We start from the raw sequence: 25,527 nt of genomic DNA, 5'->3' as shown, positions 1-25,527 counted from the left end.
ATTGAATATCAAGAAAGGAAATAAATATATGCAAATTAGCGATGCAATCCAAAACAGACGTAGTATCCGAAAATACAAACAAGGAGTTTCTATTCCGGACGAACATATGAAAAAAATTTTAACGGCTGCCATGATGGCTCCCAGCGCATGCAATACACGTCCTTGGGAATTTATTGTACTCAAAAGCGAAGAATCCAAGGCGAAAGCGCTTCAGGCGCATCCTTATGCCAAACATTTGGCACAGGCATCTGCCGGCATTTTAGTCTGTGCCCGGCCGGAAGCCCAAGAAGGCATTGCAGAAGGCTATTTCCCTCAGGACTGTGGAGCGGCAATTGAAAATATTCTGCTTCAAAGCCTTGCGTTGGAATACGGCACCTGCTGGTGCGGTATTTATCCCCGGGAAGAACGAATCCAGGCATTTCGCGATACCTTTCAGTTATCCGCCATTCCCTTTGCTCTAGTTGTCATTGGCGTCGCGGACGAAACTCCTGCTGCAAAGGGCTTTTACGATGAAAGCAAAGTCACTGTATTATGATAAAAATTTTATTTGTATGCCACGGTAATATATGCAGGAGTCCAATGGCCGAATTTGTACTAAAAGATATGGTTAAAAAAGCAGGGCTTGAAGATCAGTTTGATATTGCATCAGCGGCCACCAGTACAGAGGAAATTGGCAATACTGTTCATCCCGGTACAAAAAGGAAACTGGACTCTTTGGGAATTTCCACCGCCGGGAAGCGTGCCGTTCAGATGACCGCAACAGATTATGCTGTTTATGATTACTTAATTGGGATGGACTCTGCTAATATAAGAAACATGAAAAAAATTTCTGGCGGCGATCCAGACAGGAAAATATGGAAGCTGCTAGATTTTGCCGAAGGCGGCGATATTACTGATCCCTGGTATACTGGCAACTTTGATTTAACTTATAGAGATATTTACCGTGGTTGTCGGGCATTATTAAAAAAATTAGTCAATAAATAAGCCAGCATGCAGAAATTTGCATGCTGACTGTACACAAAACCGGAATCGTCTTAGACCGTTTCCGGTTTTTTCATTTTAAAAACCATGCGCAAAATACCGCGCAACATTTTAGGAGCTTTAACAACAACGATTTGCATGATCGTGTCCCCTTTCCGACTGTCAATCTTATTTTTTCATCAGGAACCGAATCCCTAATACAATCAAGGCACAACCCAGCAATGTAATCAAAAGATAATAAGGGATTATGTATGCAAGAAAAATTCCAAGGCCTAAGGCAATCAACACCGGCCCAATAGGCCAGCAAACGTTTTTTCTGCATCCGCATCTTTTTCTATTCCACACTGCGGCACCGCCTTTCACACAGATTCATTTTGTTTCTGCTGAAAATCCATCTACTTTACTATATTCCTATTTTAAAAATTGGTGCAGATTTTTATAATTTATTTTCTATTTCTCTGTGTTATCGGTTTAAATAAAGACGCTTATAATGTATGGGAGAATATCCGGTAATCCTCTTAAACACCACGCCAAAATAATTAGGATTATCAAATCCCAGCATTTGACTGATTTCTCCTACCCGATGTCCCTTAGCCAGCAGCTGTACCGCCTGACTTACCTTCATATTTAAAAAATAGGTGTGCGGTCCGCATCCCGCATATTTCATAAAAAGTTTTTTTACGTTTGCCTCGCTGACGCAGCACTTCTCTGCCAGCTCAGATACCGTCAACTTTTCTCCTTTATGCCGTTCCATCTCCCGCACCAAAGTGCCGTATAGCTCTGCATTCTCAGATGTTTGTGTAACCAGCGCTTTTTCTCTGTCCGCATAAAAAGAAAGTAAAACATTTTCAGCCATATTACAAAACATTTGTAATTTTGCAGGTTCCCCTAACCACGGTTGCGTCACACTGCCTTGTTTTTCCCTTTTCAGCGCTTCTGGTGACCATGTACGAAACATATCCAAAAGGGACTGCATTTGTTGTTTTTGAAAATCATCTAAACGGAAAACCCCATGTTCCAATAATTCCATGGCCTCACCTTTCGCTTCAAAGGACATAATAAACAAACGCGGTTCTGTATGAGAAACCGCCCAAAGCTTATGAAACTCCATGGGCTTATGGAAAATGATTTCCCCAGGCTGAAGCGTAAAAACACTTCCATCCCCAGAAACGCCTATCATTCCGTCAATCACATATACCATTTCCCAAAAATGATGCATTTCTCCGTCAAAATAAAAAGAAGCGGTATAATGCGTTTCAAATACAGTATACACTTTTGCAATACGGATAACACCATCATTATTACGGGCACGCATCTTTTTCCGCCTCCAATTTGTATCCATTTTTATATAAAAACAAGGGTATCTTCCGTTATTTTATCTTTTTTTGCATTGTTTTTTGCCAGATTGCCTTCTATAATGATAGTAACATAGAAAATAAAATCTGTAAAGATTTTTTTAAAAGAAAGGAATCGATATTATGGAAAAAATTCGAGTTGGTATCATTGGTCTAGGCTGCCGAGGCTTTGACTTGATGCGCGATATTATCCTGGCAAATCGTAAAGCGGAAGTAACTCTGGTATGCGACTGTTATCAGGATCGGGTGGAAAAAGCCGTGGAAGAAGTAAAAAAACAATCAGGAAAAGCGCCAGAACAATTTTTGGATTATCAAAAAGCACTGAATAAAAATATTGTAGACGCTGTTCTGATTTCTACTTCCTGGCAGACGCATATTCCCATTGCAATTAAAGCCATGCGTGCAGGAATTGCAGTAGCAATGGAAGTTGGCAACGCCTATTCTATTCAACAGTGCTGGGATCTCGTTCGCGCCTGGGAAGAAACCCACACGCCCTTTATGTTTATGGAAAACTGTTGTTTCGGTCGCCGAGAACTGATGATTTTAAACATGGTTCAAAAAAGTGTTTTGGGCGAAATTGTACACTGCGCAGGCGGTTATCATCATGATCTGCGGCACGAAATCACTTTTGGTTGGGAAAATCGCCACTATCGCCTTGACAATTATCTTTTACGCAACTGTGAAAATTACCCCACTCATGAATTGGGTCCTATTGCCAAAATTTTGAATATCAATCATGGAAATCGAATGCTTACCCTAACTTCCACCGCATCAAAGTCAGCAGGGCTGCACGAATATGTCATCCAAAAAAGACCAAATGATACTCAGTTATTGAACCGCTCTTTCCGCCAAGGCGACATTGTCAGCACCACCATTCAATGCGCAGGAGGAGAAACCATCGCCCTTACACTTGACACTTGCCTTCCTCGGTATTACAGCCGCGGATTCACAGTCAGAGGCACAAAGGGAATGTACGAGGAACAAACCGATTCCATATTTTTGACCGATCAGGACGAGGAATTTGATTATAACTGGAAAGAGCAATTTGGGAACGCTGAAAAATACTGTGAAAAATACGAACACCCAATTTGGCAAAAATATTTAAAAGAAGGTATACAGGGCGGACATGATGGAATGGATTGGCTGATATTTGGAGATTTCTTTGACCGGCTGTTAAACAATCAGCCAATGGACATTGATGTTTACGACGCCGCAGCATGGATGTGCATTGGCTGCTTAACCGAAAACTCCATTGCTACCGGAAGCATGCCGGTGACAATTCCAGATTTCACCAACGGAGCATGGATGACCCGTTAAAATACAAAAACCAGTCCGATTTGTGTTGAAAACACAAATCGGACCGGTTTGCTTTCGCTTATAAGGAAGCTATACTCTGCCGTCTTTGTTTTTTTTCATGGCTGGCTTGATTCAATTCCCGAGCGTAAAATTTATTTTCTTTTTCTATTTTTTTCTGCAAATTTTTATGCGCTGTTGCCATCATAAGTTTAATTCTGTTCAGCTGATTTACCTCACTGGCACCCGGATCGTAATCAATCGCTACAATATTTGACATTGGATTATGTTTTCTAAGCGGCTTGATCATCCCCTTGCCTACAATATGATTGGGCAGACAAGCAAATGGCTGCAGACAAACAATATTTTCTACGCCGCTATCAATCAATTCCATCATTTCTCCAGTAAGAATCCAACCTTCACCACATTGTGTTCCCAAAGAAGTAATTTCCTCCGCTTTCTCTGCTATCTTATCAATATGCATTGGCGCAGTAAACCGTTTGCTTTGTTGCAACGCTTCAACAACAGGTTTACGGTAATGATAAATAATATTCATACCTGTACGGCAAAGCAAATACTGTTTTTTGGTTCCTGCAAGCTTTTCATAATTAAATTCATGGTTTTTCAAACAATACATGAAGAAATCAAGTAAATCCGGAACAACAGCTTCTCCGCCTTCTTTTTCAATAATTCCCACAATATCGTTATTGGCATTGGGATGATATTTCACCAAAATTTCACCAACCACACCCACTTTAGGCTTTCTCACACCTTCTTTTATTGGAAGCCGGTCAAAATCATCCACAATTTTTTTTACATTCTGTTTAAATGTGCTGAAACTGCGGTCTAATACATTTTCCCGCGCAATACGATTCCAATGCTGATACAGCTTCTGCACACTGCCGGCTGTTTGCTCATAAGGACGTACCGCATTGGTCAACCTCATAAAAAGGTCACCGTATAACACAGCAAACAGAAGACCCATAACCATCTTCTTACTGAATTTAAGCCCCGGATTTTTTTCAAGGCCTACATAACTGAGGGAAACCACTGGCACCTGTTCCATATGCAGCTGCTTCAATGCTCTTCGCAGCAATGCGATATAGTTGCTGGCACGGCAACCACCACCCGTTTGTGACATCAGAACTGCAGTTTTTTGTAAATCATACTTTCCTGACTGCAAAGCACTAATAATTTGTCCCAGCGTCACAATGGTAGGATAGCATGCATCATTATTGATGTATTTCAAACCAGTTTCCACCGCTTTTTTATCTACCGCCGGTAAAACCACCGCACGGTATCCCGCATTTTGAAAAGCGCTTTCCATTAGATCAAACTGCATAGGCGCCATCTGCGGAATGATTAAAGTATATTCCTGCCGCATGGATTTGGTATAAACCACACGGGAAAACGGCTCTGTCACCTTCCTTGGTGTAATTTGTTTTCTTTTACGCTCTTCAATAGCCGCTTTTAAAGAGCGGATCCGTATACGAACCGCGCCTAAATTAGATCCTTCATCTATTTTCAATACGGTGTACAACTTATTACGGGCAGACAGTAGTTCCTCCACCTCATCGGTGGTAACCGCATCAATTCCACATCCAAAAGAATTTAGCTGTACAAGATCAACGTCATTGCGCTGCCCGCAAAAGTCAGCCGCTTTATACAATCTGGAATGATACATCCACTGATCTAAAACCCGGATGGGGCGTGGTAAATGACTCAAATGGGCTACAGAAGACTCTGTCAACACCGCAAAACCATAAGAAGCAATTACTTGGTCAATCCCATGATTGATTTCAGGATCCAAATGATACGGCCGACCAGCAAGTACAACAGCATGGCCGCCATTCTTTGCAATACGCTCTAAAATTTCATCAGCTTTTTTGGCAATATCCTCTTTAAATTCTCGATCCTCTTTTCGAGCTGCCTCCAGTGCACTATGAACTTCTGTCCTGGTTATACCACAGTCAGAAAATTCTTCCGTCAACCGCTCCTCCAGCCTCTTATCATTGTCATACGGCAGGAAAGGATGCCGCAGCCGCACACCGCGTTCCGTCATACAATCGTCCATATTTCCCGCAATCACTTCGGGATACATGGCCACTACAGGACAATTATAATGATTATCCGCTTTTTCATCCTCTTTTTTCTCATAATTGATTGACGGATAAAAAATCGTTTTAATATCATGCTCTATAAGCCATTTTACATGACCATGCACCAATTTGGCAGGATAACATGCCGTATCGGATGAAATGGTATCCATCCCCATTTCATAAATTGCTTTTGAGGAAGGCGGAGAAAGCACAACACGAAAACCCAGTTCCGTAAAAAATCGGAACCAAAACGGATAATTTTCATACATATTCAGCACTCTTGGGATACCAATGATCCCCCGTTTTGCTTCCTTTTCTTCCAAAGGTTGATAATGAAACAGTTTCTCATATTTATATTGGTAGAGATTATCTGTATTTTTCTGTGCAGTATGTCCGCCTGCCCCTTTTTCACAGCGATTTCCAGTAATAAATTTTTCTCCATCGCCAAACTGGCTAATGGTCAGCTGACAGTTATTCGGGCAGCGGCCACAGCGAGCATGTTGCGTTTTCATGGAAAATGTTTTCAATGCCCCTGCATTCAAAATGCCAGAAGGTTGATCATTCTCTCTTTGTCCGGTACGGATCTCATCGTTCCACCGTTCTATTCCAATCAGGGCGGCACCGTACGCTCCCATTGTCCCTGCAATATCCGGGCGAATCACATCCCTGTCTAAAATATGTTCTATGCTGCGTAAAACCGCATCATTTAAAAAAGTCCCGCCCTGTACAACAATGTTTTTACCAGCCTCTGAAGTGTCCCGCAGCTTAATTACCTTATACAATGCATTACGGATCACAGAATAACAAAGTCCCGCGGCAATATCCGCAACCGACGCCCCGTCTTTCTGTGCCTGTTTTACCTTGGAATTCATAAACACTGTACAACGTGTACCCAAATCGACGGGGTACTTTGCGCTAACAGCCTGCTTCGCAAACTCCTCTACTGTCATGTTCACCGATTTTGCATAGGTTTCCAAAAAAGACCCACAGCCAGAAGAACACGCCTCATTCAGCATAATACTGTGAATCGCATGATCTTTAATTCGGATACATTTCATATCTTGACCGCCAATATCTAAAATGAAATCCACGTCCGGGAGAAAAGCTTTGGCCGCAGTATAATGCGCCACCGTTTCAATTTCACCAAAATCAGCATGAAAAGCTGCTTTCAGTAATTCTTCACCGTATCCCGTAGTTACCGTATATGCAATATATGTATTTTCGGGAAGTTTTTCATAAAATTCTTTTAAAAACCGTCTGGTAGTTTCTACCGGGCTTCCTTCGTTCCCGCTGTAATAAGTATACAGCAAATTTCCTGCTTCGTCCGTAACTGCCGCTTTAGTCGTTGTAGATCCAGCATCAATCCCCAAAAACAAAGCTCCCTTCGCTTCGCTCAACTCTTTTTTAGGAACAGAATGCGCCGCATGCCGGTTACAAAAATTCAGATATTCTGATTTAGAAGAAAACAGTGCTGGGAGCGCTTTGGTCAATTCACCCCCGCTTTGCTTGGCATTACGTATACGTGATAAAAGCATAGGCACACTTACTGGCGCTGCTTTTTCCGCCAGCAACGCCGCACCAATAGCTACATAATACTGCGCATTTTCTGGGAAAATCACCTGTTCCTCTGATAAATGAAGGGTCTGTGCAAAACGCTTGCGAAGTTCTGACAAGAAGGAAAGCGGTCCACCCAAAAAAGCAACATTCCCCTTAATGACACGTCCGCAGGCCAGTCCACTGATGGTTTGGTTCACTACTGCCTGAAAAATCGAAACAGCCAAATCTTCAGCAGCAGCACCTTCATTAATTAGCGGCTGGATATCTGTTTTAGCAAATACCCCACAACGCGCGGCAATCGGATAAATGGTAGTATAATGCTTGGCCGCTTCATTCAACCCCGCTGCATCCGTATTCAGCAATAATGCCATCTGATCAATAAAAGCTCCCGTACCGCCGGCACAGGTTCCGTTCATTCTCTGTTCAATCGTTCCGTCATAAAAGGTAATTTTTGCATCTTCACCGCCCAGTTCAATGACAACATTTGTCTCGGGAATCAGCTTTTCCACGGCCGCCGAACACGCTATCACTTCCTGCTCAAACGGAATTTGCATTTGTTTGGCCAAAGACAATCCTCCGGAACCAGTGATCGTCATTTGATATTCACCCATAAAATGCCGGGAAAATTCTGTCAGCATTTCACTTACTTTATCAAATACATTTGACATATGTCTTTCGTATCTTTGATAAATGACGTGGTTATCCTCGTTGAGCAAAACAAGCTTGACCGTTGTAGATCCTACATCAAGGCCTAATCTCATGAAAATCCTCCTCTTGTTTGTCTTTGTTGTTTCATCCATAAAATTTTATCGTCTAATTTAATATATTCATAATTTTTCTCATAATGCGAATATGTTCCTTTGCGTCCTCTTCTCCCAATTTCTTTAAAAAGCAGCAAATATGACCCAATACTTCATCACGCCGCAGCAAAGCAAACTCCCGACCGCTCTCTGTAGCATATACCCGTATTTTTCTCCGATCTGCCGGATGTTTTTGCCGTACAGCGTATCCTTTTTTACATAAGCTGTTCAAAATAGCCGCCACACGCGAAGTGTTAATTTGAAATTTTCGGCTGATATCATTGGCGCTAGCACCATTGTGACCGTCAAGCAAAAAAATCAAAACAGCCAGTTCGCCTCTGACCAGTTCCGAAACATACGGCTGAATTGAATCACCATTTTGCTCACTGCTAATCATGATCGACAATAACTCCTGCGCGCTTTTTTGATAATTCATGGCAATTACCTCACACTATGAGTATTCTATATTAGAATATCGAATTCTGTCGTATTTGTCAATACCTATTTCAACAAAATCCATCGAAAAATAGCTGCCATTCTCCAGCAAAGTGAACATTCCACAAAAGATTAAACCTCAGTATTAGCGAACATAATTCATAAAAACGCATATTATGTTAATGACCGTCTAAAGTTGTCTCTTTTTGTTATTTACACCAGACGGTACAATGAAGGAGAAAGGAAGGAAAAACAATGCCCTTTGCACATGAAACCCAACCGATTACTATGCCGATGGTAGGCTATGCATATGTGCCTATGCAAACAGCTGAAATGCGAAACTTGTATGATCCTGAGGAAGGGTTGGAATATGGAAGTATTTTCCCTATTTTAGTCAAACCCCTCGGCGTATACGGGAAACAAGTATCCGGCGATAAAATTTTCCCGGAGGTGGAAAAGAAATGAATGAACGAGCAGCATTGCTGAAAAAACTAAACGCTTATGCCTTTGCAGCCTATGATTGGAATCTATATCTGGACACGCATCCGAATGACCAGGATGCTATTGCTATGTTCCATAAAATGGCTAATAAAGCCAACGAACTAAAAAAGGAATTTCAATCAAAATACGGGCCTTTGACAGCAGAAGCGTCCATGGATATGCAACGGTGGAACTGGCTGGATGACCCATGGCCCTGGGAAAAAATATAAGGAGGAGAAAAAGTATGTGGAATTATCAAAAAAGACTGCAATATCCCGTAAATATTAAAAATACCAATCCTCGTCTGGCGCAGTATATAGTTGCTCAGTACGGTGGACCGAACGGCGAACTTGGTGCAAGTCTGCGTTATTTATCCCAACGCTACTCCATGCCAAACAATATGACCAAAGCACTTCTTACCGATATAGGGATTTCGTGTTCAGAATGCTCCCATACGCATCCGCTCTTTCCCGTGCGCTTTTCAACGCGGAAGTCACCTCGTATGGGAGCAAATTGAAAAAAATATCAATGTTTTCTCTGTCATGCACAATGATTTTATCAAGAATGTTTTTGTAAAACGTTTCGTCTTGCTCAGCGCCGGTTACGGTAGCCTTGATTTTTGCTTTCAGGCTTTTTATAAGCTGTTTTTTGTCATAAGAGATGTCGCAGCCTTTTTCGAAAGCCTCTAAGCTGTTTTCAAGCTCTGAAATTTCAGCTTCATATTCCGCTTTTTTATTGCGGTATTCTTCTTTACTTAAATCGCCGCTTGTATATAAATCAAGCAATCGATCGATTTTATTCTGAAAGACAGTCATACGTTTTTTTATTTCGTCGGTATCGATCATCAACCTTTCATCGTTTGAAAGTACGATTTCTATGATGTTACACAGATTATCAATAATCTTATTTTTATCGAACACAAGCCGTTTGACACATTCCGAAATTGCTAACATGAAATCCTCGTCACGAATTTGCGAATTAACCTCGCATCCGATTTCATTTCCGGCGCTATCTAATTTTTTTGTGCCAAATTGCGCAGCTTCATAACATCGCCATGCTTTGTATCGACTGCCGTCCTTTCGTTTTTTTGTCCTTGATACAAAATGACCGCCACAGCAGCCGCAAAAAATTTTGCCGGACAGTGGATAACGATTAGAGTGCTTGTTTTTTATCTCTTGGCTCGGTGAACGGCGTTCAAGTTCCTCTTGTGCCCGCTGCCAAAGTTCACGGCTGATAATCGGCTCGTGATGGTCTTTCATTGTTACAAAATCCTCTTGACCTTTGTTATATTTCTTTTGATGCGTCAAAAAATCAGGAGTATAGGTCTTTTTTTGTATCAAATCTCCGCAATATTTTTCATTGCGGATTGCTTTCAGTATGACAGTATTGGTCCACATGACATTTCCGCGGATGGTTTTATAGCCGGCTTCACGTAATTCTCTTGCAATGGTATATGTACCCTTTTTTTCTTCCACAAATTTATGGAAAATCAGCCGGACAATTTCTGCGCCTTTTTCGTTGATATACATCTTTCCATCAATCACATCATATCCAAGCATATCCCGTCCGAACACAACGCCTTGTTCCATTCTGCGCTTTTGTCCCCATTTCACACGTTCGCTTGTTTTCCGGCTTTCCTCTTGTGCAATGGATGCCATAATTGTCAGCCTAAATTCTGCGTCAGGGTCGAGGGTGCGTATATTATCTACCATAAAATAAATACCTATATTTTGCGCTTTCAAAAGCCTTGCATAATTTAATGTATCAACGGTATTTCTTGCAAAACGGCTCACTTCTTTGGTAAGAATCAGTGAGAATTTACCGAGCTCGGCATCGTTTATCATCTTTTGAAATGCAACACGTTTTTTTGTATTGGTACCACTGAGTCCCTTATCGGCATAGATTTCTGTAAGTTCCCAATCGGGATTTCGTTCTATATATTCTCTAAAATATCTCTGTTGACTTTCAAACGAATTTGCTTGATCGCTTGAATCAGTCGAAACTCTGCAATATGCTGCAACTTTTATCATTTCAAAACAACTCCTTTCCTTTCAATTTTACAGCATATTGGCGTAATGTGCAAAAAATTTACATGCTGTATTTTTTCTCAAGCAAACGAATTGCATTGGTATATTGCGCAAATGTGAGCCAACCATCCTCATGCAGCGAAAGCAGCATTGTTTTTTGAAAGCTTATTAGAAATTTTTTATTATCTGCAACATCTATAAAATTGCATTTTGCATTCAATTTATATTGTTCTTTCAAAGACAACACCACCTTTCTTAAAGTATATGATGAACCGCTTGTACGATATTAGATAAGGTTTTTAATACTACAAAACACCAGACTAATCCTATAATTTGTTGTTGTCTGCCAGTAAAAATAAGCAAACACAGAGAGTTCGCACCGCTTGGTAATTAGGGAATTATACGATCTGAATCCTCCTTTGCAAAAGAACAGAACTTGAAGCCAGGCATCCATTTCGTTACAAGTTCTGTTCTTCCTCTTTTCCATCTTAATCCTCAACAAGGATAGGACTTTCCCCAGTACAGGTATGGGTCTGCGCCGCCTCTAAAATTTGCAGATAAGCCCAATGGTTTGGGCTCAAATCCCGGAAAGGATTTTGCATGGCAAAGGTACAAACCTTTGCACGGCCAAGAATTCCATTGATGATTTTCACAGCTTCAGCCCGAGTCATATACTGTTCCGGCCGGAAGGTCCCATCCTCATAACCGCAAATCAATCCGCACATATTTAAAACGCCAATATATCCATCTGCCCAGTGCCTATCACAATCAGCAAAGTCACTCTTGTCGATTGGGGATAGATAGAGATACCGCGCCGCTATCACCGCAAACTCCGCCCGGGTAATAGGCAGTTCCGGCCGAAACGTTCCGTCACCATACCCCCGCATCAGTTCCGCACTGAGGATTCTGCTGACATCAGCAATGTACCATGCGCCGCCTTGCAGATCAGCATACTTGGGCAGTGTTGTCCGATGTTCTCTTGTATCCTCTAAGATCCTTGAAAAAATTGCCGCCGTCTCCGCTCTTGATATACTGCTGTCCGGTCGAAAGCATCCATCTTCGTCTCCTTGTATGTAGGCAATATGCTGTCTGCTTTCTGCATCGGATTGGTAAACTGCCGTAAATACCGTATCTTCATAAATCGCAATGGTTTCCGGCCGAACCAATGTTTCACCATCCAAACTCCAACCCAGAAACATTGCGTCTACGTTTGGCTTGACCAGCGGAACAGCCTGCGGCATTTCCCCCGTCTTTACTGTTTCTGTCCGCTTTCCGGAAAGAAGACTCCCTTTTGTCCCAGGGTCATAAACAACCGTATAGGTCGTACCGGCTGGCCGGCCTCCGCTTCCTCCTGTTACATTGGAAACCGAAGAAACGGCAAGAGATACCGGCGTCTCTATGCTGGTATAATTAGAATCATCCGGATAAAACGTAAAAGCAAATACACCGCTGTGGGTGATAATGCGATCCGGTTCTGCCGGCACAAAAGTACCTGAAATCTTTTCATTTGCCACCCCTTGTGCCGTATACACAAAATTATAAGCAGAGGAAAGTCTTGCACCGCTTTTGACTCTGGCGCTGACTTCTGAAATCTGCGGCACTGCCGGATGCGTCGTGACATGGACACGCATCGTCACTGGCTCATAGTTTGCGGTATCTTCCGGAGTAAACACAGCCAAATACGCATCCGTCCCCGCCTTAGGACATATTTCCGGCTCTGCCCATGTCCAACTGCCTGCAATGCTGTTTGTCTCATCTGAAAAAGGCGTTGTTTGTTCCAGCGGCTGACCATATGTTAAAGAAGCCGCGGCAACCTTACCGCTTACTATCAAAGCAAATATAAATAGATAAAACATTCTTTTCCTATTCTGCATGCATCATTCCTCTTTCTTCACCGCATCAACGATAAAATACTGTCACCAAGTTTTTGACCATAGACAATATCAGAAGCAGTTGGTATTTCTTCTTCGGTTAAAACGGGAGTAGCTTTATGGATTGTAACAGTAACCTCTCCTGTCCAGGCTTCAATATTTGCATCTGCCGGAGTGAATACAACCGTACAAAGACTGCTTCCAGCATTCGGTTTTAATTCAGGATCCTGCCAAGACCATACTCCTTCCACGCCTTCCACACTTCCGCCGCTTAGCATCGAATCTGCCAAAGCCTGTCCGTATGTAATCTCGCTGGCAGAAGGCAGTACCACAATATCTGTTTGATCCGGATCAATGATTTTTTTCTGCACGGTTACCGCAATGCTGGCTTGCAGCGGTTCATAGTGTTCGGTATCATTTGGGACAAAGACAGCCTGACACTCATGAACACCGGCAGGAAGGACTGTACTTGCATCTTCCCAGTTCCAGCTTCCCTCCACCGGCAAACCGGAAAGCGTTTGCACCGCACCGGATATTGCCGAATGCCCCAGACTTTGGCCATAGGAAAGTTCGGTGCAAGATGGGGTATCCGCTGTTTGTAGGCTGGCTTTATTCACTGTAACAGAAACCCCTTCACAGGAAACTGCATGGTAGTTTACGCTGTCAGGATAGAATGTCGCTTGGTACTCTGCCGTCCCTACCTCCGGGATCTGCGCTTCATTGTTCCACGACCATGTTCCATATAATTCTTCTCCATTGACTCCAATCACTTTTCCGCCTGTTATCTCTGCTTCTGTCAAAGACTGACCATAGTAAAGCGTCTCTACCATTGGTGCTGATTCAATCACCGGTTCTGCAGTATTTAATTTTAAAGTAATCTGCTCCGTAATCGGTGAATAACCGGAATCGGCGGGCGTAAAGACCACTGCATAAGTGAAAAGATCAGCATAATCCTCGTTATCATACCGGTTTGGCTTAATACTGGGATCCTGCCAAGCCCATGTTCCCTCCATACCTTCCACGCTTCCGCCGGTTAAAATGGAATCTGCCAGAGACTGTCCGTATGTAATCTCGCTGGCAGAGGGCGGTGTAACCTTTTCAGGGTCGATGGAAGTCTGCCCTACGGTGATTTCAACTTCCGCTTCAACAATCGTGTAATTCTTTGTATCGTTGGGCGTAAAGACAGCAGGATACGTATTGGTTCCGGCTGCCGGACGGATTTCCGCATTCTTCCATGTCCACGCACCTAACAAAACATTACCGTCTGCACCTTTCACTGTGCCCCCTTCTATCTGTGATTGCCCAAGTGTTTCACCATATGTTATCGGCAAGGCACTGGGCACAAGTTCCACCACCGGTGTTGCCTGCAAAACCGTGACCGAAATATTGGCAGTAATGCTGTTATAATTGTCGGTATCATTGGGAGTAAAAACAGCAGGATACTCTGCCGTTCCCGCTTCCGGCATAACCTCCGGATTTTCCCATGTCCAGCGGCCCGGGACACCACTGACCGAAGATTCCAAAAAAGGAACCTCCTCCAAGGATTCCCCATAAACTGCGGTTTCTGTCTGCGTTACAGATTCGTCCGCAAATCCTGCTACGGAAACACTCCATACCATACTCACTGCTATAATAAGCCCTAAAAATCTCTTTGCTATTTTCATTTCTTTCTTCCTTTCTTTCAAAACGGGGCTCTGACTGTGCCCCTGATTTCAGATAATTGAAGCGCTTGTCCATAAGTAATATCTGCGACCTCGACTTCTTCAAGAACCGGTGTGGCCTTATGCACCGTCAATGTTACCTCAGCAGATATCGGTTTTGGCATCTCAGAATCCGGTGTAAAAATCACTGTATAGGAAGCCGTTCCGGCGCAGGGGTAAAAGGTCGGATCTACCCATGACCATACGCCCGATGCTCCTGTCACTTTCCCTCCGCTGAGCGTGGATGCAGACAAAGCTTGTCCATAAGTGATTTCTCCTGCAGATGGCAGTTCTTCAATCACAACTTCCTGCGGAGAATTCCAGGACGCAAATACTTTAAGCTCGGGATAACCATGATTCATCTCCGGAAGATATACATAGCTGCTTGACAGCATCTCCGCAAAGTCTGGGTTTTGCATTTCCTCCTGAGGCATTGGAGTAATTTTCCCTGGTGCATTTGTTCCAAATGCACCGGATACTGCAGAACCCATTAAATAATAGTTGTTATCCATTTGTGCTGTTAACAATCCATCTGCTATTGCATTGCCGCGGGATGGAACCTTTTGGGCAACAATCTCCCCACAGCTATAGCACGAGTCAATGGTTGATAACCGCATTACACTAGTATCACACGTCATCCCCACAATGCCGGCAGTATATTCATTTCCGGTAATATTTCCCAGATTGTAGCAGTTTCGAACAATACTCTCCTGTATGCCGCCCGCCAGACCTCCTACGCCGATCCCGGTTCCTGTAAGTTCTCCTTTGTTACAGTTGGATTCCATAAACGAATTTTTGAAATACCCCACAATTCCGCCTGCAAACTGCCCCGATGCCGTAATCTCCGCTTCACTGCGGCAGGCATAAACCTGGGCTTCTTCTGCATAGGCAATGACCCCGCCCGTGTAGGATACTGCTGAAATCCTTCCGGTAACCGCAAGATCATGCACAGCGCCGCCCTGCACACAGCCAAACAGGCCAAAATCGGAGACTTCTTCCGGACCTTGCAGTTGATAAATGGTATGCTTCCCGCCGTCAAAATTCCCCTGAAAAGGTGCAATAACCTTGCCATTTTGTGAAAGTCCAATGGGTGTCCACAACTGCGTTAAAGTAATATCTGCTGTGAGATACAAATATTGCGATGCAAAGGTTTCACCTGCATTCACAAGCTCCGCGAATAGCCTTAAATCCTCTTCCGAGTTTATGCAATACGGGTCCTCCTGCGTACCGCTGCCTGCAAAAGGGATACTCTTAGACTGCACCTCAAAACCCAAAAGCGGGACTTGTTCTAACTCCAATTTTACTTCGGTTCCTTCCTGCTCTGTCTTTTCTATTTGCTCGGATTGCATCACGCTTTCTGCATCCTCCGCCGCATAGATTCCGTCGATTCCGCAAACCTGTGCAGCACACAGGCAGTACAGAACCATCCATATCAGTTTTTGTTTCATCATGACCTCCTTACAGCAAAGCGTGTTACGTTCATGTCCACTTTTACTGTATTTTTTATTTTTCCATAAAACATACGTATACGGGCAAGACAGAACCTGCCCATAGGTCACACTTCATTGCGAAAGCATCAGTATTCTTCCCGTCCCCTGATGCTGGAAGAACAAGCTCAGATTGACAAATCATCTTTCCTTTGCTGTTCTTTTTCCAATCAAGCCTTTTGACCGGAAAGCCTTAGGGCAATACACGAACTGCTCTTAGTATCAAGCATCACAGGAATTTCACCTCCCCGACATCCGCCCGGGCTGCGCCTTGCAGGAGTATCATTATCTGTAATCACCGTCTTCGCACACAGCGTACCAATAGCTGTGCTGCTGTTCCATGGATCTACGCTCGTGCCTTATTGGAGCAGTTCATTTGATGAGGGTTTTACCCTCACAGGCAGTCCTGGCGCATGGAACAAGCACGCTCGAATGATTACAAATGTTTCGTGTATGGGTATTCAATTTTCAAAGAACAATAGGGTGAAAAACACATTACCCCCTCACTATATATATAAGGAGCAACTTTTTGCATTTTAATAGATAAAAATTTTCATTTTTCTAAAAATTTTTTTAGTTTCTCTAAAATCTTAACCTTTCGTATATGTACTGCATTCTGAGAAATGTTCAGCTTTTTTGCCAGTTCACGCTCTGTTCTTTCCTGATAGATTAGATGATCTATGATATACAATTCCTCATCGGATAAAGCAGACAACCCCTTACGAAGTTTTTCTATCATCATATTATGGATTGCCTCTTCCTCCACATTTACAGTTTCATCAGCGATTCGCTCCTGTATATACATGCCGTTTTCCTCCAAAGCATCATAAGAGAAAATCACTGTATGTTTTTCTCTCTCTTTTAAATATCTGCGCCGCCGGTCTTCTCTCCTGTATTCGTCATAGATTTCTTTTGAGACTTGATAGAAATATCCGGCAATTTTTATATAATATTGCTTGGGCATTTTTGATATCCTCCATTCTGAATTTTTTAAACAAAAAACTCAGAATGCTTATGGATATCCTGCTATGTAACACTGCCAACCATCTTTTTGCAACAAAAAAATGACTGCAATCAGTTCATTCCTGAACCTTTTGCAGTCATTTATATTTTTCACTTATATATACTTTTTTTAATTCGTTTACTAACGAATAACAAAACCTTAGGCCAAACTTATGTTATCCGTCATACACTTTCTTTCTCTTTTCTCACGGCTGTTTTTTCCCATTGACACTAAAGTACAGCCTATACCATTCTTCTCTGGTTAATGTAACCTCTGTTGCCGCTGCCGCAGATTTGATTCGTTCCGGCGTTCTTGTTCCTACTATAGGCTGTATATGCGCTGGATGTCTTAATACCCAAGCAAACGCTATGCTTTCTTCCGATACTCCTGAATTTTTAAATATATTCTTTTATATTCACTTCATGGATTGTAAGCTTTACTCCCTGCTTTTTTAACATTTCTCTAAGCGAAGATATATCTGAAGCTGAAAAATTGCTGCTCATAGCAGCTGCTGTTCCTGCGGCTTCTCCCGTAACAGCACATGCTGGTATCACTCTGGTGATATCCCACATATCGTCTGTAACTGAAATACACCTTCCGGCTGTAATTAAGTTTTGAATTTTATTCCCATACAACGTTTCAAAGGGAATTGCGTATACTGGGCCTTTTTTCCGCCAGTGCCCAATACACCCGATTCCTGTATCGAAGTCTTTGTTTGCTTCCTGCCTGTCCATGGTATATTTCCCTACGATTCTGCGTATCATTCTAAGCTGTGGCATTGTAGGGGAGGTAACAGGCACATAAGTTGGATCATTTTGACGCTTGGCTAATATTTTTTTCAGCATTTGCGCATGTCCATCGCACAACATTTGGCTGATTTCTTCTCCATCTACTCCACCATATTTTATATCGGAAATTTGCTCGCCGCTTTCAACCGTTTCATCATTTTCTGCATTGAGCACCTCATCATCTGACATTTCTGCAAAGCCAAGCCTTTCCAAATCAATTTTTCCTTTGGAGAAGAAATAATACCAATTGGCAAGTACATTTTTCTTTTCAAACTCTTTTGTTTCTTCTCCTGCCAAATAACAAATTTCCGCATCTCCTGTAGCATCGACAAAGCTTTTCGCAGATATGGCTTGTCTGCCCCCTTTATTTTCTATAATCAGATGTGTAATTCGATTTTCTTTTACAACAGCCTGACAGATTTTCGTATCATATAAAATTTTTACTCCTTCAGCTTGCAATAAGCTTTCTGCTTCTAACGCAAACATATGCGGATTGAACTGCACTTTATACCGTACAGCCTTTCTTTCTTCCTCCCTACCATTGCCTATCCATGCATCGGGGTATTCTCCCTCGGCAAAATGTCGGATAGAAAGTTTCAGCAATTCTTCTGCAATCCCAAAACTCACTTGATGTCCCAATCCATCACAAAGCGGGAGATAAATTGCAATCAATCCAAGCGTTGCCAAGCCTCCTAACAAACAACCTTTTTCTACCAGCAAAACTTTTGCACCATTTCTTGCAGCCGCCAGAGCCGCAGAAATACCCGCAATTCCTCCGCCTCCTACTACAACATCACTTTCACATACGGTTTTCACACTTGTTTCCGGCAACAATATGTAATCATTCATATATATATACCTCCCTTGTATCCAGCAAATCATTACATAACTTAACTTCATACGCTTATAGCTTGGCCTTTTATTTTTGATAATCATACAAACTAACTGCATACACATCAGCCGCATCCATGTTATCACTTATCTCTATCTTCTTTACTTCATCAGGCAGCAAAGAAAAATAATTGTCACTAAATACTGCGTCCGCTTTTTCCGTTTTCAGTTCAATATCCTGTGCAAAGGAGGATACTGAAATTTCCAATTCATTTCCCTGGTGTGTTATCTTAATTTCAGGATCTTGATATGTAAAATGTTTCGGCTTTACAAAAAGCTGGCATTCACTTGAAATCACTGCATTATCCTTTATAAGCTTGTAATTAAAAACCAGTCTGCTTTTTTCTGTATAGCTTTTCATCCATTTTGAAAAATCCAGCGTTATATTAGCACTTACACCTAAACTTTCCGCCATGACATCTACACTATCTTTTTCCAAAATTTGTCCTGTTGTATCAGCAAGCTGCCACTGCACTTTGCCTGAAAACACGCTATCTGTTTCATTAACCACCACCAATTTTACTTTTGCATCTTCGATATCTGCTGATAGCAGCACAGGGGCATAAAACCGCTTTGCCTTATAATGCAAAGCTTTCCATCTGCCATAGTAATCAATTCCCGACCATGAAGCCACAGGCCAACAATCGTTGGTTTGCCAGTATAGGGTTCCCATACATCTGTCTGATTTTCTATTTCGTCTAAAATGTTCGATACCATACCGCATAGCCTCTGCCTGCAGCAACTGAGACAGATAAACCAATCCCTCCAAAGAATATGGATACCGGTAATCCTTCGCCAAATAATTTAATATTTTTTCATTTGCTGTTCCATTTTTCTGATGACTTTCCATTACTTTTGAAAAAATGTTTCTATCCTCCGGCTTTGTAAAAGACGCAATCGTTTTGATACACGGGAAGGACTGGAACCCAAATTCAGATAAAAATCTGAAATGGTAATTTTTATAATCTTCAAATGGTTTTAATCCGTGCCATACCGACCAATAATGCCTATCTCCCACATTTTCATCACGCGGCTCGTCAAAGCTCCCTGTTGCAGACGGTGATGACCTCCAATAAAAACGATCAGGATCATATAGTTTCAGCAACTTTGGAATCACGTATTCAAACTGCTTGATATAATCTGCTTTATATTTTTTCCCGTACTTTTGCTCCCAGCCCCAGTATACCCAAGCCTCCTCCATCTCATTATTTCCACACCATAATCCGATACACGCATGATGCCGCAGTCTTTTTCAAAAAAAGGTTTCCCTTTTGACAACGCCTGCTGTGAATGTTTCTTTAAGTATCTCAAGAAAGAGGAAACAGACCGCAAAACCTACCATTCCCTACTGGAGCTCCAGCTTTCTGTTTTTGAATATATTGATGGCTTCTACAATTCCAGACGTCCTCATGGCTCTCTTGGCATGCTTACTCCCAATCAAGCTGAACTGTTATACTGGAAGCAAAATTAAACTGCTGCTATCCTATTTTCTTCATTCCTCTGTCTACTTTTTTGACTATGGTCCACATTTTATCAATTAATATTCTTCTGATTTTCGCATGCTTTAGTCTATATATTTTATTGCCTCAGAAACAAAATCAATTAAGTTAGATCTAACTTTTTGAACGGGCGAGTTCGCTACCTGCTGTGCATAAAAAACAGAGAATTTATTTTTTCTATCTATTCCGAGAAATGCTCCAGCCATTCCTCCCCACCCAAAATCAGTTCTTTTTCCATCGCTAAGCGGACATCTGACCCCAAGTCCATAGCCATAATGCTTTATTGTTTCCCAATTATATGTGCTAAGGCATTGTGCATTTAAATGATTGCGGCTCATCAGTTCCACAGTTTCTCTTTTCAGCATATAATCGTCTATCCTGAGTGCCTCACAGAATTTAATATAATCCTCAACCGTCGATACACAGCCTGCACCACCGCTTTCGTATTCGCTTCCGATCTTGAATTTTAAAATGCCGTTATCAACCGGCAATAAAGCTCCGCTTGACATATCATACTGCAACATCATTTTATCATTTCTCGGCTGTGAAAAGGAAGTATTGGTCATACCAAGTGGTTCAAAAATATGTTCTGCAAGATACGTACTGAATCTTTTTCCACTCACCACCTCTACTACCGCCGCCAGTACATCATGACTAAGACCATACAGCCATTTTTCCCCTGGTTCAAATTCTAAAGACTCCTCCGCCAGATATTTCATAGTTTCACGAGTCGGACATGCTCCGTTTGTCTCTATACGCGCTCTTTTTAAAGAAGGACTATACACATTATATGAAAGGCCGGACGTCATACAAAAAAGATTTTCGATTGTTATTTGTTTTTTCGCTTTTCGTATGACTCCATTTTCCTTAATGTACATATCTTTAAATTCCGGAAGGTATAAATACAGCGGATCGTCAAGCCTAAACTCTCCCTTTTCGTACAACTGCAAAGCCGCCGTACATGTTATGGGTTTTGATGCGGAATAAATATAATAGCTTTCGGTTCCATCAACCGGCAAAAGATGTTCTGCATCCCGAAACCCATTGAAATGTCTATATGTCTCACGTCCTCTGCAATAAACGATACAGTCAAATCCCGGTATTCCCAAATCCAGAAATTGATCCAGATAATTTGTCAAAGCATTCCACATATCTAAACTCCTCAAATCTTATAAAGCTGTTTGGGTATCATTCGGATCACCGTTTCTTGCAAGGTCATATTCTAACGTCCAATCAAGTCCTCTGTATTTTTCCGCTCTCTCATCTGTCTTTATAAATACCATAAGCATGTCCAGCATTTCTTCCGTCCAGGTGTTTCGATCGATTTGCGCAGTCGTAAATTTATTCTGCGTAATCATTTCAAATCCAAAAATGTCTTTCACCTGCGTTTTTGAGGCTCCGTCCACCACTTCCGCAACCAGATGGGATGGAATAAACAGCACGCCACCTCCGGCTCCGAATACAATATCCCCCGGCAAAACAACCGCATTGCCAATTCTTGTAACGGTATTAAAACCCGTCATAATAAAATCTCGGATAGGTGTTGGGTCAATGCCTCTATAGTATACCTGAACGTCTTCTACCTTTTTCATCTGCTCGGTATCCCTGATACCGCCCCATATAACCCCACCTCCGTTTTTTGTTTTGGTTTTTATTGCCGTAGTAAGATTACCACCAAGAAAAGTGCCTTTATATATCTTATCATACATATCTGCAACTACCACATCGCCTTCTGTCAGGCTGTCAATCACCCATTGATTATAGTTGCCCTTGCGGCCTTCCTTCATTCCAATCTGAAACATTGTTTCATGTAAATCCGGTCTGGTCGGCACAAAATTTGCCGTTACTGCTCTGCCTATCAGCTTGCGCCCATCATCATGAAGCGTTTTCAGCCGTCCCTCAAACTGGCTCTCATACCCTTTTACAAAAATTGGTTTCCACACCTCTTCTAACGTCAGGCTTCTAAGCGCCTTTAAATATCTGTCCTCTACGTAAGGTCTGCCGTCAGGAAGCCGTTTCCCCTTCCATTGCGGCGTCAGTTCAATAATTTCTTCTCTGCTATTGAATTTCATAAATGCATTCCTCCATCAACTATCAAATCAATTCCGGTGATATATCTCCCCGCATCCGAGCACAAAAGCAGAGCTGCTCCGGCACAATCACCCGTCTTGCCGGTATGTCCGCATGCGATGCTGTCCTCAACGCGTTTTCTGTAGGCTGCATCTGCCAAAGCGGCTTGATTTCGCGGCGTTTCAATCACTCCCGGAGACAGATTGTTTACCGTAACACCATACGGCGCAAGTTGGCGAGCCATATTCTGTACAATGTTGAATTGCGCCGATTTTGAAGCGGCATATGCCACAAGCTCCGGATGTTGCTTATATTGATTGATACTTCCAATCGTCAAAATTCGCCCCCATCCACGTTGCTTCATATACGGAATATATTTTTGTATCAATAGAAAAGAATTTCTCACATTACAAATCATCTGGCGGTCAAATTCCTCTGCTGTAACAATCTGCCAGTCATTTTTTTGCTGTATGGAAGCGTTTAAAACCAAAATATCAACATCGCCCGATTGAGCATACAGCCTATCAACACCGCTGCTGTCTGATAAATCTGCCAATATCGGAACACAATTTTCGATTTTGGCGCTTGCCGCTTTGCATTTTTCCATACTGCTCGCGCCATTGACACAAACGCTCGCGCCATACTCTGCCAATGTTTTGGCAATGGCAAATCCAATCCCCTGCGTTGAACCGGTCACAAGTGCCCTTTTGCCAGTTAAATCAAACATATTACACCTTCTTATCTAATATATCATAAATTTCATACCACACATTAGGTCGCATGGCAAAACCGCAATCTACACCACTGAGATATTTAGTCGGCTCTTCTGTATTTTCAACAAACATTCCGTAATGATTCGGCACTGCGACTTTTGGCTGTAACTTTTGTGTAAGCTTTATCGCCTCCGATACGCTCATATTCCCCAACTTGCCGTTAATACAAACAAACAGAATATCGCATTTTATCTGTTCCAGCTTTGAGTCATAAAAAGTGTCTCCCGTAAAATATAATCTATGTCCATTAGCACACACCAGCACACCAACCGCAGGGACTGTATGCTTCGCATGCACTGCTCGTAACTCTATTTCTCCAAACCTTACATTTGTGCCAACATCAAAAGGCGTATAACGCAAGACTCCCAACTCTTTCAACAGCATCTCACAATCCAGCGGTGCAAAAAATATAGTATTCGATTTATCCACTGCCTTAATTGTGCACGGATCAAGGTGGTCTAAGTGGTTGTGGGTACAAATTATCATGTCTACCTGTAATTCTTCCGGCATAATCGGTATCGTTATCAATCTTTTTGCACCCGTTACCGTTTCAACTGAGTTTGACAGATATGGGTCAATGCAAATGGTATATTTTCCATCGGTCAATAGGTATCCGCTTTGCCCGAGCCATTTAATTCTCAGCATCAGCTCCACTCCCTATCATTTGCCCATTCATCATCCCACTGCGTTGTCGACTCCCATTGCCCCTTGTACTTTTCGTGGATATGCTCTGCTATCAGCTCCTCATTAAGGCAGTCGATGCCAAGTCCAGGCTTATCTGGCACAAATACAAAGCCTTCCTTAAGCAACGGATTATCAATACCGACTACCAAATTATTCCACCATGGAATATCGACTGAATGAAATTCAACAGCCATCACATTTTGCACTGACGCTGCCGCATGAATAGCTGCCATACACGCAATCGGGCTTTCTGCCATATGAATAGCCATTGCAACACCATATTTATCGCACATATTGCCCAACTTTTTCATTTCAAGCGCACCGCCTACCGTCAGCATATCAGGGTGAATAACCGAAACGCCTCCGTTTTTCATCAGCGGTTCAAAGTTCTCTGCAAGATATATATCCTCGCCGGTACAAATAGGTACATTCACAGCGTTAGAAATTTTTTCGTAGTGCTTGGTATACTGCCACGGTGCAATATCTTCAATCCAAGCAATATTGTATTTTTCCATACGCTTTGCAAATTGAATACAATCCTCTATGCACACATGCCCAAAATGGTCAATTGCTAAAGGTACTTCATATCCTATTACATCGCGTACCTGCTTTACATAGTCCTCAAGAAAATCCATGCCCTTTTGAGTAAGGTGAATTCCTGTCGCATAATGTGGGATAGTAAATATTTTGTAGTTTTTGCCCATCATCATATCTCTGTCTATGGAGCCTTTTTGATGATTGATTGCTTTTATTGAATATTTTTTTATATCCTCCAAAAACCCCAATGGTGCATTTAGACATCCAGGCTCGTCTAACATCAGTTCAATACCCAGATCCATTTTCAAGAAGGTAAAGCCCTGCTCCATTCTTTTTTTCAACACTTTTCCCATATCAGTGCCGGTATGCTTGCCATCAACATCAGTGTCGCAGTACATTCTGACCTTATCGCGGAATTTTCCTCCAAGCATTTGCCAAAGAGGTACACCCCATGCCTTGCCTGCCAAATCCCACATGGCAATTTCGATTCCCGACACACCTCCGCCTTGGCGTGAATGTCCGCCAAACTGCTTAATACGGCGGAAAATCTTATCAACATTACATGGATTTTCCCCGATAATCCGTGACTTCAACATCAACGCATAAGTTGCGCTTGAAGCATCCCGCACTTCTCCGTATCCCACTAATCCTTGATTTGTATAGATTTTTATGAGCGGACAATGCTTTGGTGCCCCGTCAATATTTGTCACACGAATATCTGTTATTCTTAGCTTTGACGGTGATGAGTATGTATTTATATTCTGTTCAATCGCTTCCTTCATTCTTTTCTCCATTAATTTGTCCTCCTAAGCTTTGATTTTTCATTATTTTGTGCCTTCAATTTGTTTTGCAGGGCTTTAATATTATTAATACCATATATCACCATTGTTATATAATCAGAATGCTTATACTTATCTTCTTCAATAAACACATAATCTTCAGCGATACAACTTGTTATCCCAAATTGAGCCATATAGGGGTTTTCAAACCTTCCTTTTTCGTTCACCTTAAACTTATAAAGTGTATCTATGTGATTAGAGATAGTGTAAATGTATATGTTTATATCATTTGCATCTAAAACATCATAAAAGAAATGCTTTAAGGCTAATTGCCAACGTATAACGATGCACACTCAACGTTAAAACCGTTTGCATATATTTTTCAATCTTTCCTGTTTCAACAGCAATCTTACATAGG

The 25,527-nt window shown here is 42.1% G+C and carries 25 protein-coding genes and 1 pseudogene; 7 read left to right on the top strand and 19 right to left on the bottom strand.

Annotated elements, in window-relative coordinates; translation table 11 throughout:
- Positions 1 to 28 precede the first annotated feature (28 nt).
- On the top strand, positions 29 to 535 hold the full coding sequence (locus INF28_RS09055; protein WP_226393148.1) for a nitroreductase family protein: 507 nt from the start codon (positions 29 to 31) through the stop codon (positions 533 to 535).
- Positions 532 to 984, top strand: coding sequence for a low molecular weight protein-tyrosine-phosphatase (locus INF28_RS09050; protein WP_226393147.1), 453 nt, complete (start codon positions 532 to 534; stop codon positions 982 to 984). The genes INF28_RS09055 and INF28_RS09050 overlap by 4 nt, the downstream gene beginning before the upstream one ends.
- Before the next feature lie 165 nt (positions 985 to 1,149).
- Here INF28_RS09050 and INF28_RS09045 read toward each other — a convergent pair whose 3' ends face one another.
- The gene (locus tag INF28_RS09045) at positions 1,150 to 1,326 is read right to left on the bottom strand and encodes a hypothetical protein (protein ID WP_226393146.1); all 177 of its coding nucleotides are present in this window, start codon (positions 1,324 to 1,326) and stop codon (positions 1,150 to 1,152) included.
- A gap of 118 nt (positions 1,327 to 1,444) precedes the next feature.
- Positions 1,445 to 2,323, bottom strand: coding sequence for an AraC family transcriptional regulator (locus INF28_RS09040; RefSeq protein ID WP_226393145.1), 879 nt, complete (start codon positions 2,321 to 2,323; stop codon positions 1,445 to 1,447).
- Positions 2,324 to 2,459: 136 nt separating this feature from the next.
- Here INF28_RS09040 and INF28_RS09035 point away from each other — a divergent pair, with 136 nt between their 5' ends.
- Positions 2,460 to 3,653: a Gfo/Idh/MocA family protein gene (locus INF28_RS09035; RefSeq protein ID WP_226393144.1), complete on the top strand. Its 1,194-nt coding sequence runs from the start codon at positions 2,460 to 2,462 to the stop codon at positions 3,651 to 3,653.
- 58 nt (positions 3,654 to 3,711) lie between these two features.
- Here the strand turns inward: INF28_RS09035 and INF28_RS09030 are convergent, their stop codons facing one another.
- Together INF28_RS09030 and INF28_RS09025 are read right to left on the bottom strand one after the other, a co-directional pair.
- Positions 3,712 to 8,046 carry a 2-hydroxyacyl-CoA dehydratase gene (locus INF28_RS09030; RefSeq protein ID WP_226393143.1) on the bottom strand — a complete coding sequence of 1,445 codons (4,335 nt, stop codon included), beginning with the start codon at positions 8,044 to 8,046 and terminating at the stop codon, positions 3,712 to 3,714.
- Positions 8,047 to 8,098: 52 nt separating this feature from the next.
- Complete coding sequence (locus INF28_RS09025) at positions 8,099 to 8,521, bottom strand: MarR family winged helix-turn-helix transcriptional regulator (protein ID WP_226393142.1); 423 nt, start codon at positions 8,519 to 8,521, stop codon at positions 8,099 to 8,101.
- A 254-nt stretch (positions 8,522 to 8,775) separates the two neighbouring features.
- Here INF28_RS09025 and INF28_RS09020 point away from each other — a divergent pair, with 254 nt between their 5' ends.
- From INF28_RS09020 to INF28_RS09010, 3 genes and pseudogenes are all read left to right on the top strand, one after another.
- Positions 8,776 to 8,985, top strand: coding sequence for a spore coat associated protein CotJA (locus INF28_RS09020; protein WP_226393141.1), 210 nt, complete (start codon positions 8,776 to 8,778; stop codon positions 8,983 to 8,985).
- Positions 8,982 to 9,230: a spore coat protein CotJB gene (locus tag INF28_RS09015; protein ID WP_226393140.1), complete on the top strand. Its 249-nt coding sequence runs from the start codon at positions 8,982 to 8,984 to the stop codon at positions 9,228 to 9,230. The genes INF28_RS09020 and INF28_RS09015 overlap by 4 nt, the downstream gene beginning before the upstream one ends.
- A 14-nt stretch (positions 9,231 to 9,244) precedes the next feature.
- Positions 9,245 to 9,430 (top strand): annotated as a pseudogene (locus INF28_RS09010) (manganese catalase family protein); the annotation flags it as partial.
- On the opposite strand, the gene INF28_RS09005 reads toward INF28_RS09010, so the two are convergent.
- From INF28_RS09005 to INF28_RS08965, 9 genes are all read right to left on the bottom strand, one after another.
- On the bottom strand, positions 9,417 to 11,030 hold the full coding sequence (locus INF28_RS09005; RefSeq protein WP_226393139.1) for a recombinase family protein: 1,614 nt from the start codon (positions 11,028 to 11,030) through the stop codon (positions 9,417 to 9,419). The pseudogene INF28_RS09010 and the gene INF28_RS09005 sit on opposite strands and share 14 nt — an antisense overlap.
- A 58-nt stretch (positions 11,031 to 11,088) precedes the next feature.
- Positions 11,089 to 11,265, bottom strand: a complete 177-nt coding sequence (locus INF28_RS09000; protein ID WP_226393138.1) for a hypothetical protein — start codon at positions 11,263 to 11,265, stop codon at positions 11,089 to 11,091.
- 250 nt (positions 11,266 to 11,515) lie between these two features.
- Positions 11,516 to 12,859: an S-layer homology domain-containing protein gene (locus tag INF28_RS08995; protein WP_226393137.1), complete on the bottom strand. Its 1,344-nt coding sequence runs from the start codon at positions 12,857 to 12,859 to the stop codon at positions 11,516 to 11,518.
- 59 nt (positions 12,860 to 12,918) lie between these two features.
- Positions 12,919 to 14,562 carry a hypothetical protein gene (locus INF28_RS08990; RefSeq protein WP_226393136.1) on the bottom strand — a complete coding sequence of 548 codons (1,644 nt, stop codon included), beginning with the start codon at positions 14,560 to 14,562 and terminating at the stop codon, positions 12,919 to 12,921.
- 17 nt (positions 14,563 to 14,579) lie between these two features.
- Complete coding sequence (locus INF28_RS08985; RefSeq protein WP_226393135.1) at positions 14,580 to 16,049, bottom strand: hypothetical protein; 1,470 nt, start codon at positions 16,047 to 16,049, stop codon at positions 14,580 to 14,582.
- A gap of 589 nt (positions 16,050 to 16,638) precedes the next feature.
- Complete coding sequence (locus tag INF28_RS08980) at positions 16,639 to 17,049, bottom strand: RNA polymerase sigma factor (RefSeq protein WP_226393134.1); 411 nt, start codon at positions 17,047 to 17,049, stop codon at positions 16,639 to 16,641.
- A gap of 244 nt (positions 17,050 to 17,293) precedes the next feature.
- A complete protein-coding gene (locus INF28_RS08975; RefSeq protein WP_318961753.1) occupies positions 17,294 to 17,458 on the bottom strand; it encodes an aldo/keto reductase in 165 nt (54 codons plus the stop codon).
- A 25-nt stretch (positions 17,459 to 17,483) separates the two neighbouring features.
- Complete coding sequence (locus tag INF28_RS08970) at positions 17,484 to 18,725, bottom strand: FAD-dependent oxidoreductase (RefSeq protein ID WP_226393133.1); 1,242 nt, start codon at positions 18,723 to 18,725, stop codon at positions 17,484 to 17,486.
- Between the two features lie 70 nt (positions 18,726 to 18,795).
- Positions 18,796 to 19,968: a glycoside hydrolase family 2 protein gene (locus INF28_RS08965; protein ID WP_226393132.1), complete on the bottom strand. Its 1,173-nt coding sequence runs from the start codon at positions 19,966 to 19,968 to the stop codon at positions 18,796 to 18,798.
- A gap of 33 nt (positions 19,969 to 20,001) precedes the next feature.
- Between INF28_RS08965 and INF28_RS08960 the strand changes: the two genes are divergently transcribed.
- Entirely contained in the window at positions 20,002 to 20,238 is a 237-nt protein-coding gene (locus INF28_RS08960) for an IS3 family transposase (RefSeq protein WP_318961751.1), read from the top strand.
- A gap of 93 nt (positions 20,239 to 20,331) precedes the next feature.
- Here INF28_RS08960 and INF28_RS08955 read toward each other — a convergent pair whose 3' ends face one another.
- The 6 genes from INF28_RS08955 to INF28_RS08930 are packed head-to-tail and all read right to left on the bottom strand — an operon-like array spanning position 20,332 to position 25,336.
- Positions 20,332 to 21,417, bottom strand: coding sequence for a serine hydrolase domain-containing protein (locus tag INF28_RS08955; protein ID WP_226393131.1), 1,086 nt, complete (start codon positions 21,415 to 21,417; stop codon positions 20,332 to 20,334).
- 18 nt (positions 21,418 to 21,435) lie between these two features.
- Positions 21,436 to 22,338 (bottom strand): RraA family protein, encoded by a 903-nt coding sequence (locus INF28_RS08950; protein WP_226393130.1) that lies wholly within the window; start codon positions 22,336 to 22,338, stop codon positions 21,436 to 21,438.
- Positions 22,335 to 23,063, bottom strand: a complete 729-nt coding sequence (locus INF28_RS08945) for an SDR family NAD(P)-dependent oxidoreductase (protein WP_226393129.1) — start codon at positions 23,061 to 23,063, stop codon at positions 22,335 to 22,337. Before INF28_RS08945 ends, INF28_RS08950 begins: the two co-directional genes overlap by 4 nt.
- A gap of 1 nt (position 23,064) precedes the next feature.
- Positions 23,065 to 23,754: an MBL fold metallo-hydrolase gene (locus INF28_RS08940; protein WP_226393128.1), complete on the bottom strand. Its 690-nt coding sequence runs from the start codon at positions 23,752 to 23,754 to the stop codon at positions 23,065 to 23,067.
- On the bottom strand, positions 23,754 to 25,124 hold the full coding sequence (locus INF28_RS08935; protein ID WP_226393127.1) for a mandelate racemase/muconate lactonizing enzyme family protein: 1,371 nt from the start codon (positions 25,122 to 25,124) through the stop codon (positions 23,754 to 23,756). Before INF28_RS08935 ends, INF28_RS08940 begins: the two co-directional genes overlap by 1 nt.
- A complete protein-coding gene (locus INF28_RS08930; RefSeq protein ID WP_226393126.1) occupies positions 25,124 to 25,336 on the bottom strand; it encodes a hypothetical protein in 213 nt (70 codons plus the stop codon). The genes INF28_RS08935 and INF28_RS08930 overlap by 1 nt, the downstream gene beginning before the upstream one ends.
- Positions 25,337 to 25,527: the final 191 nt, after the last annotated feature.

Source organism: Ructibacterium gallinarum (assembly GCF_014982785.1).
Classification (GTDB): domain Bacteria; phylum Bacillota; class Clostridia; order Monoglobales; family Monoglobaceae; genus Ructibacterium; species Ructibacterium gallinarum.
The sequence above is the reverse complement of the archived record's forward strand: the minus strand, read 5'-3'. Positions and strand labels throughout refer to the sequence as shown.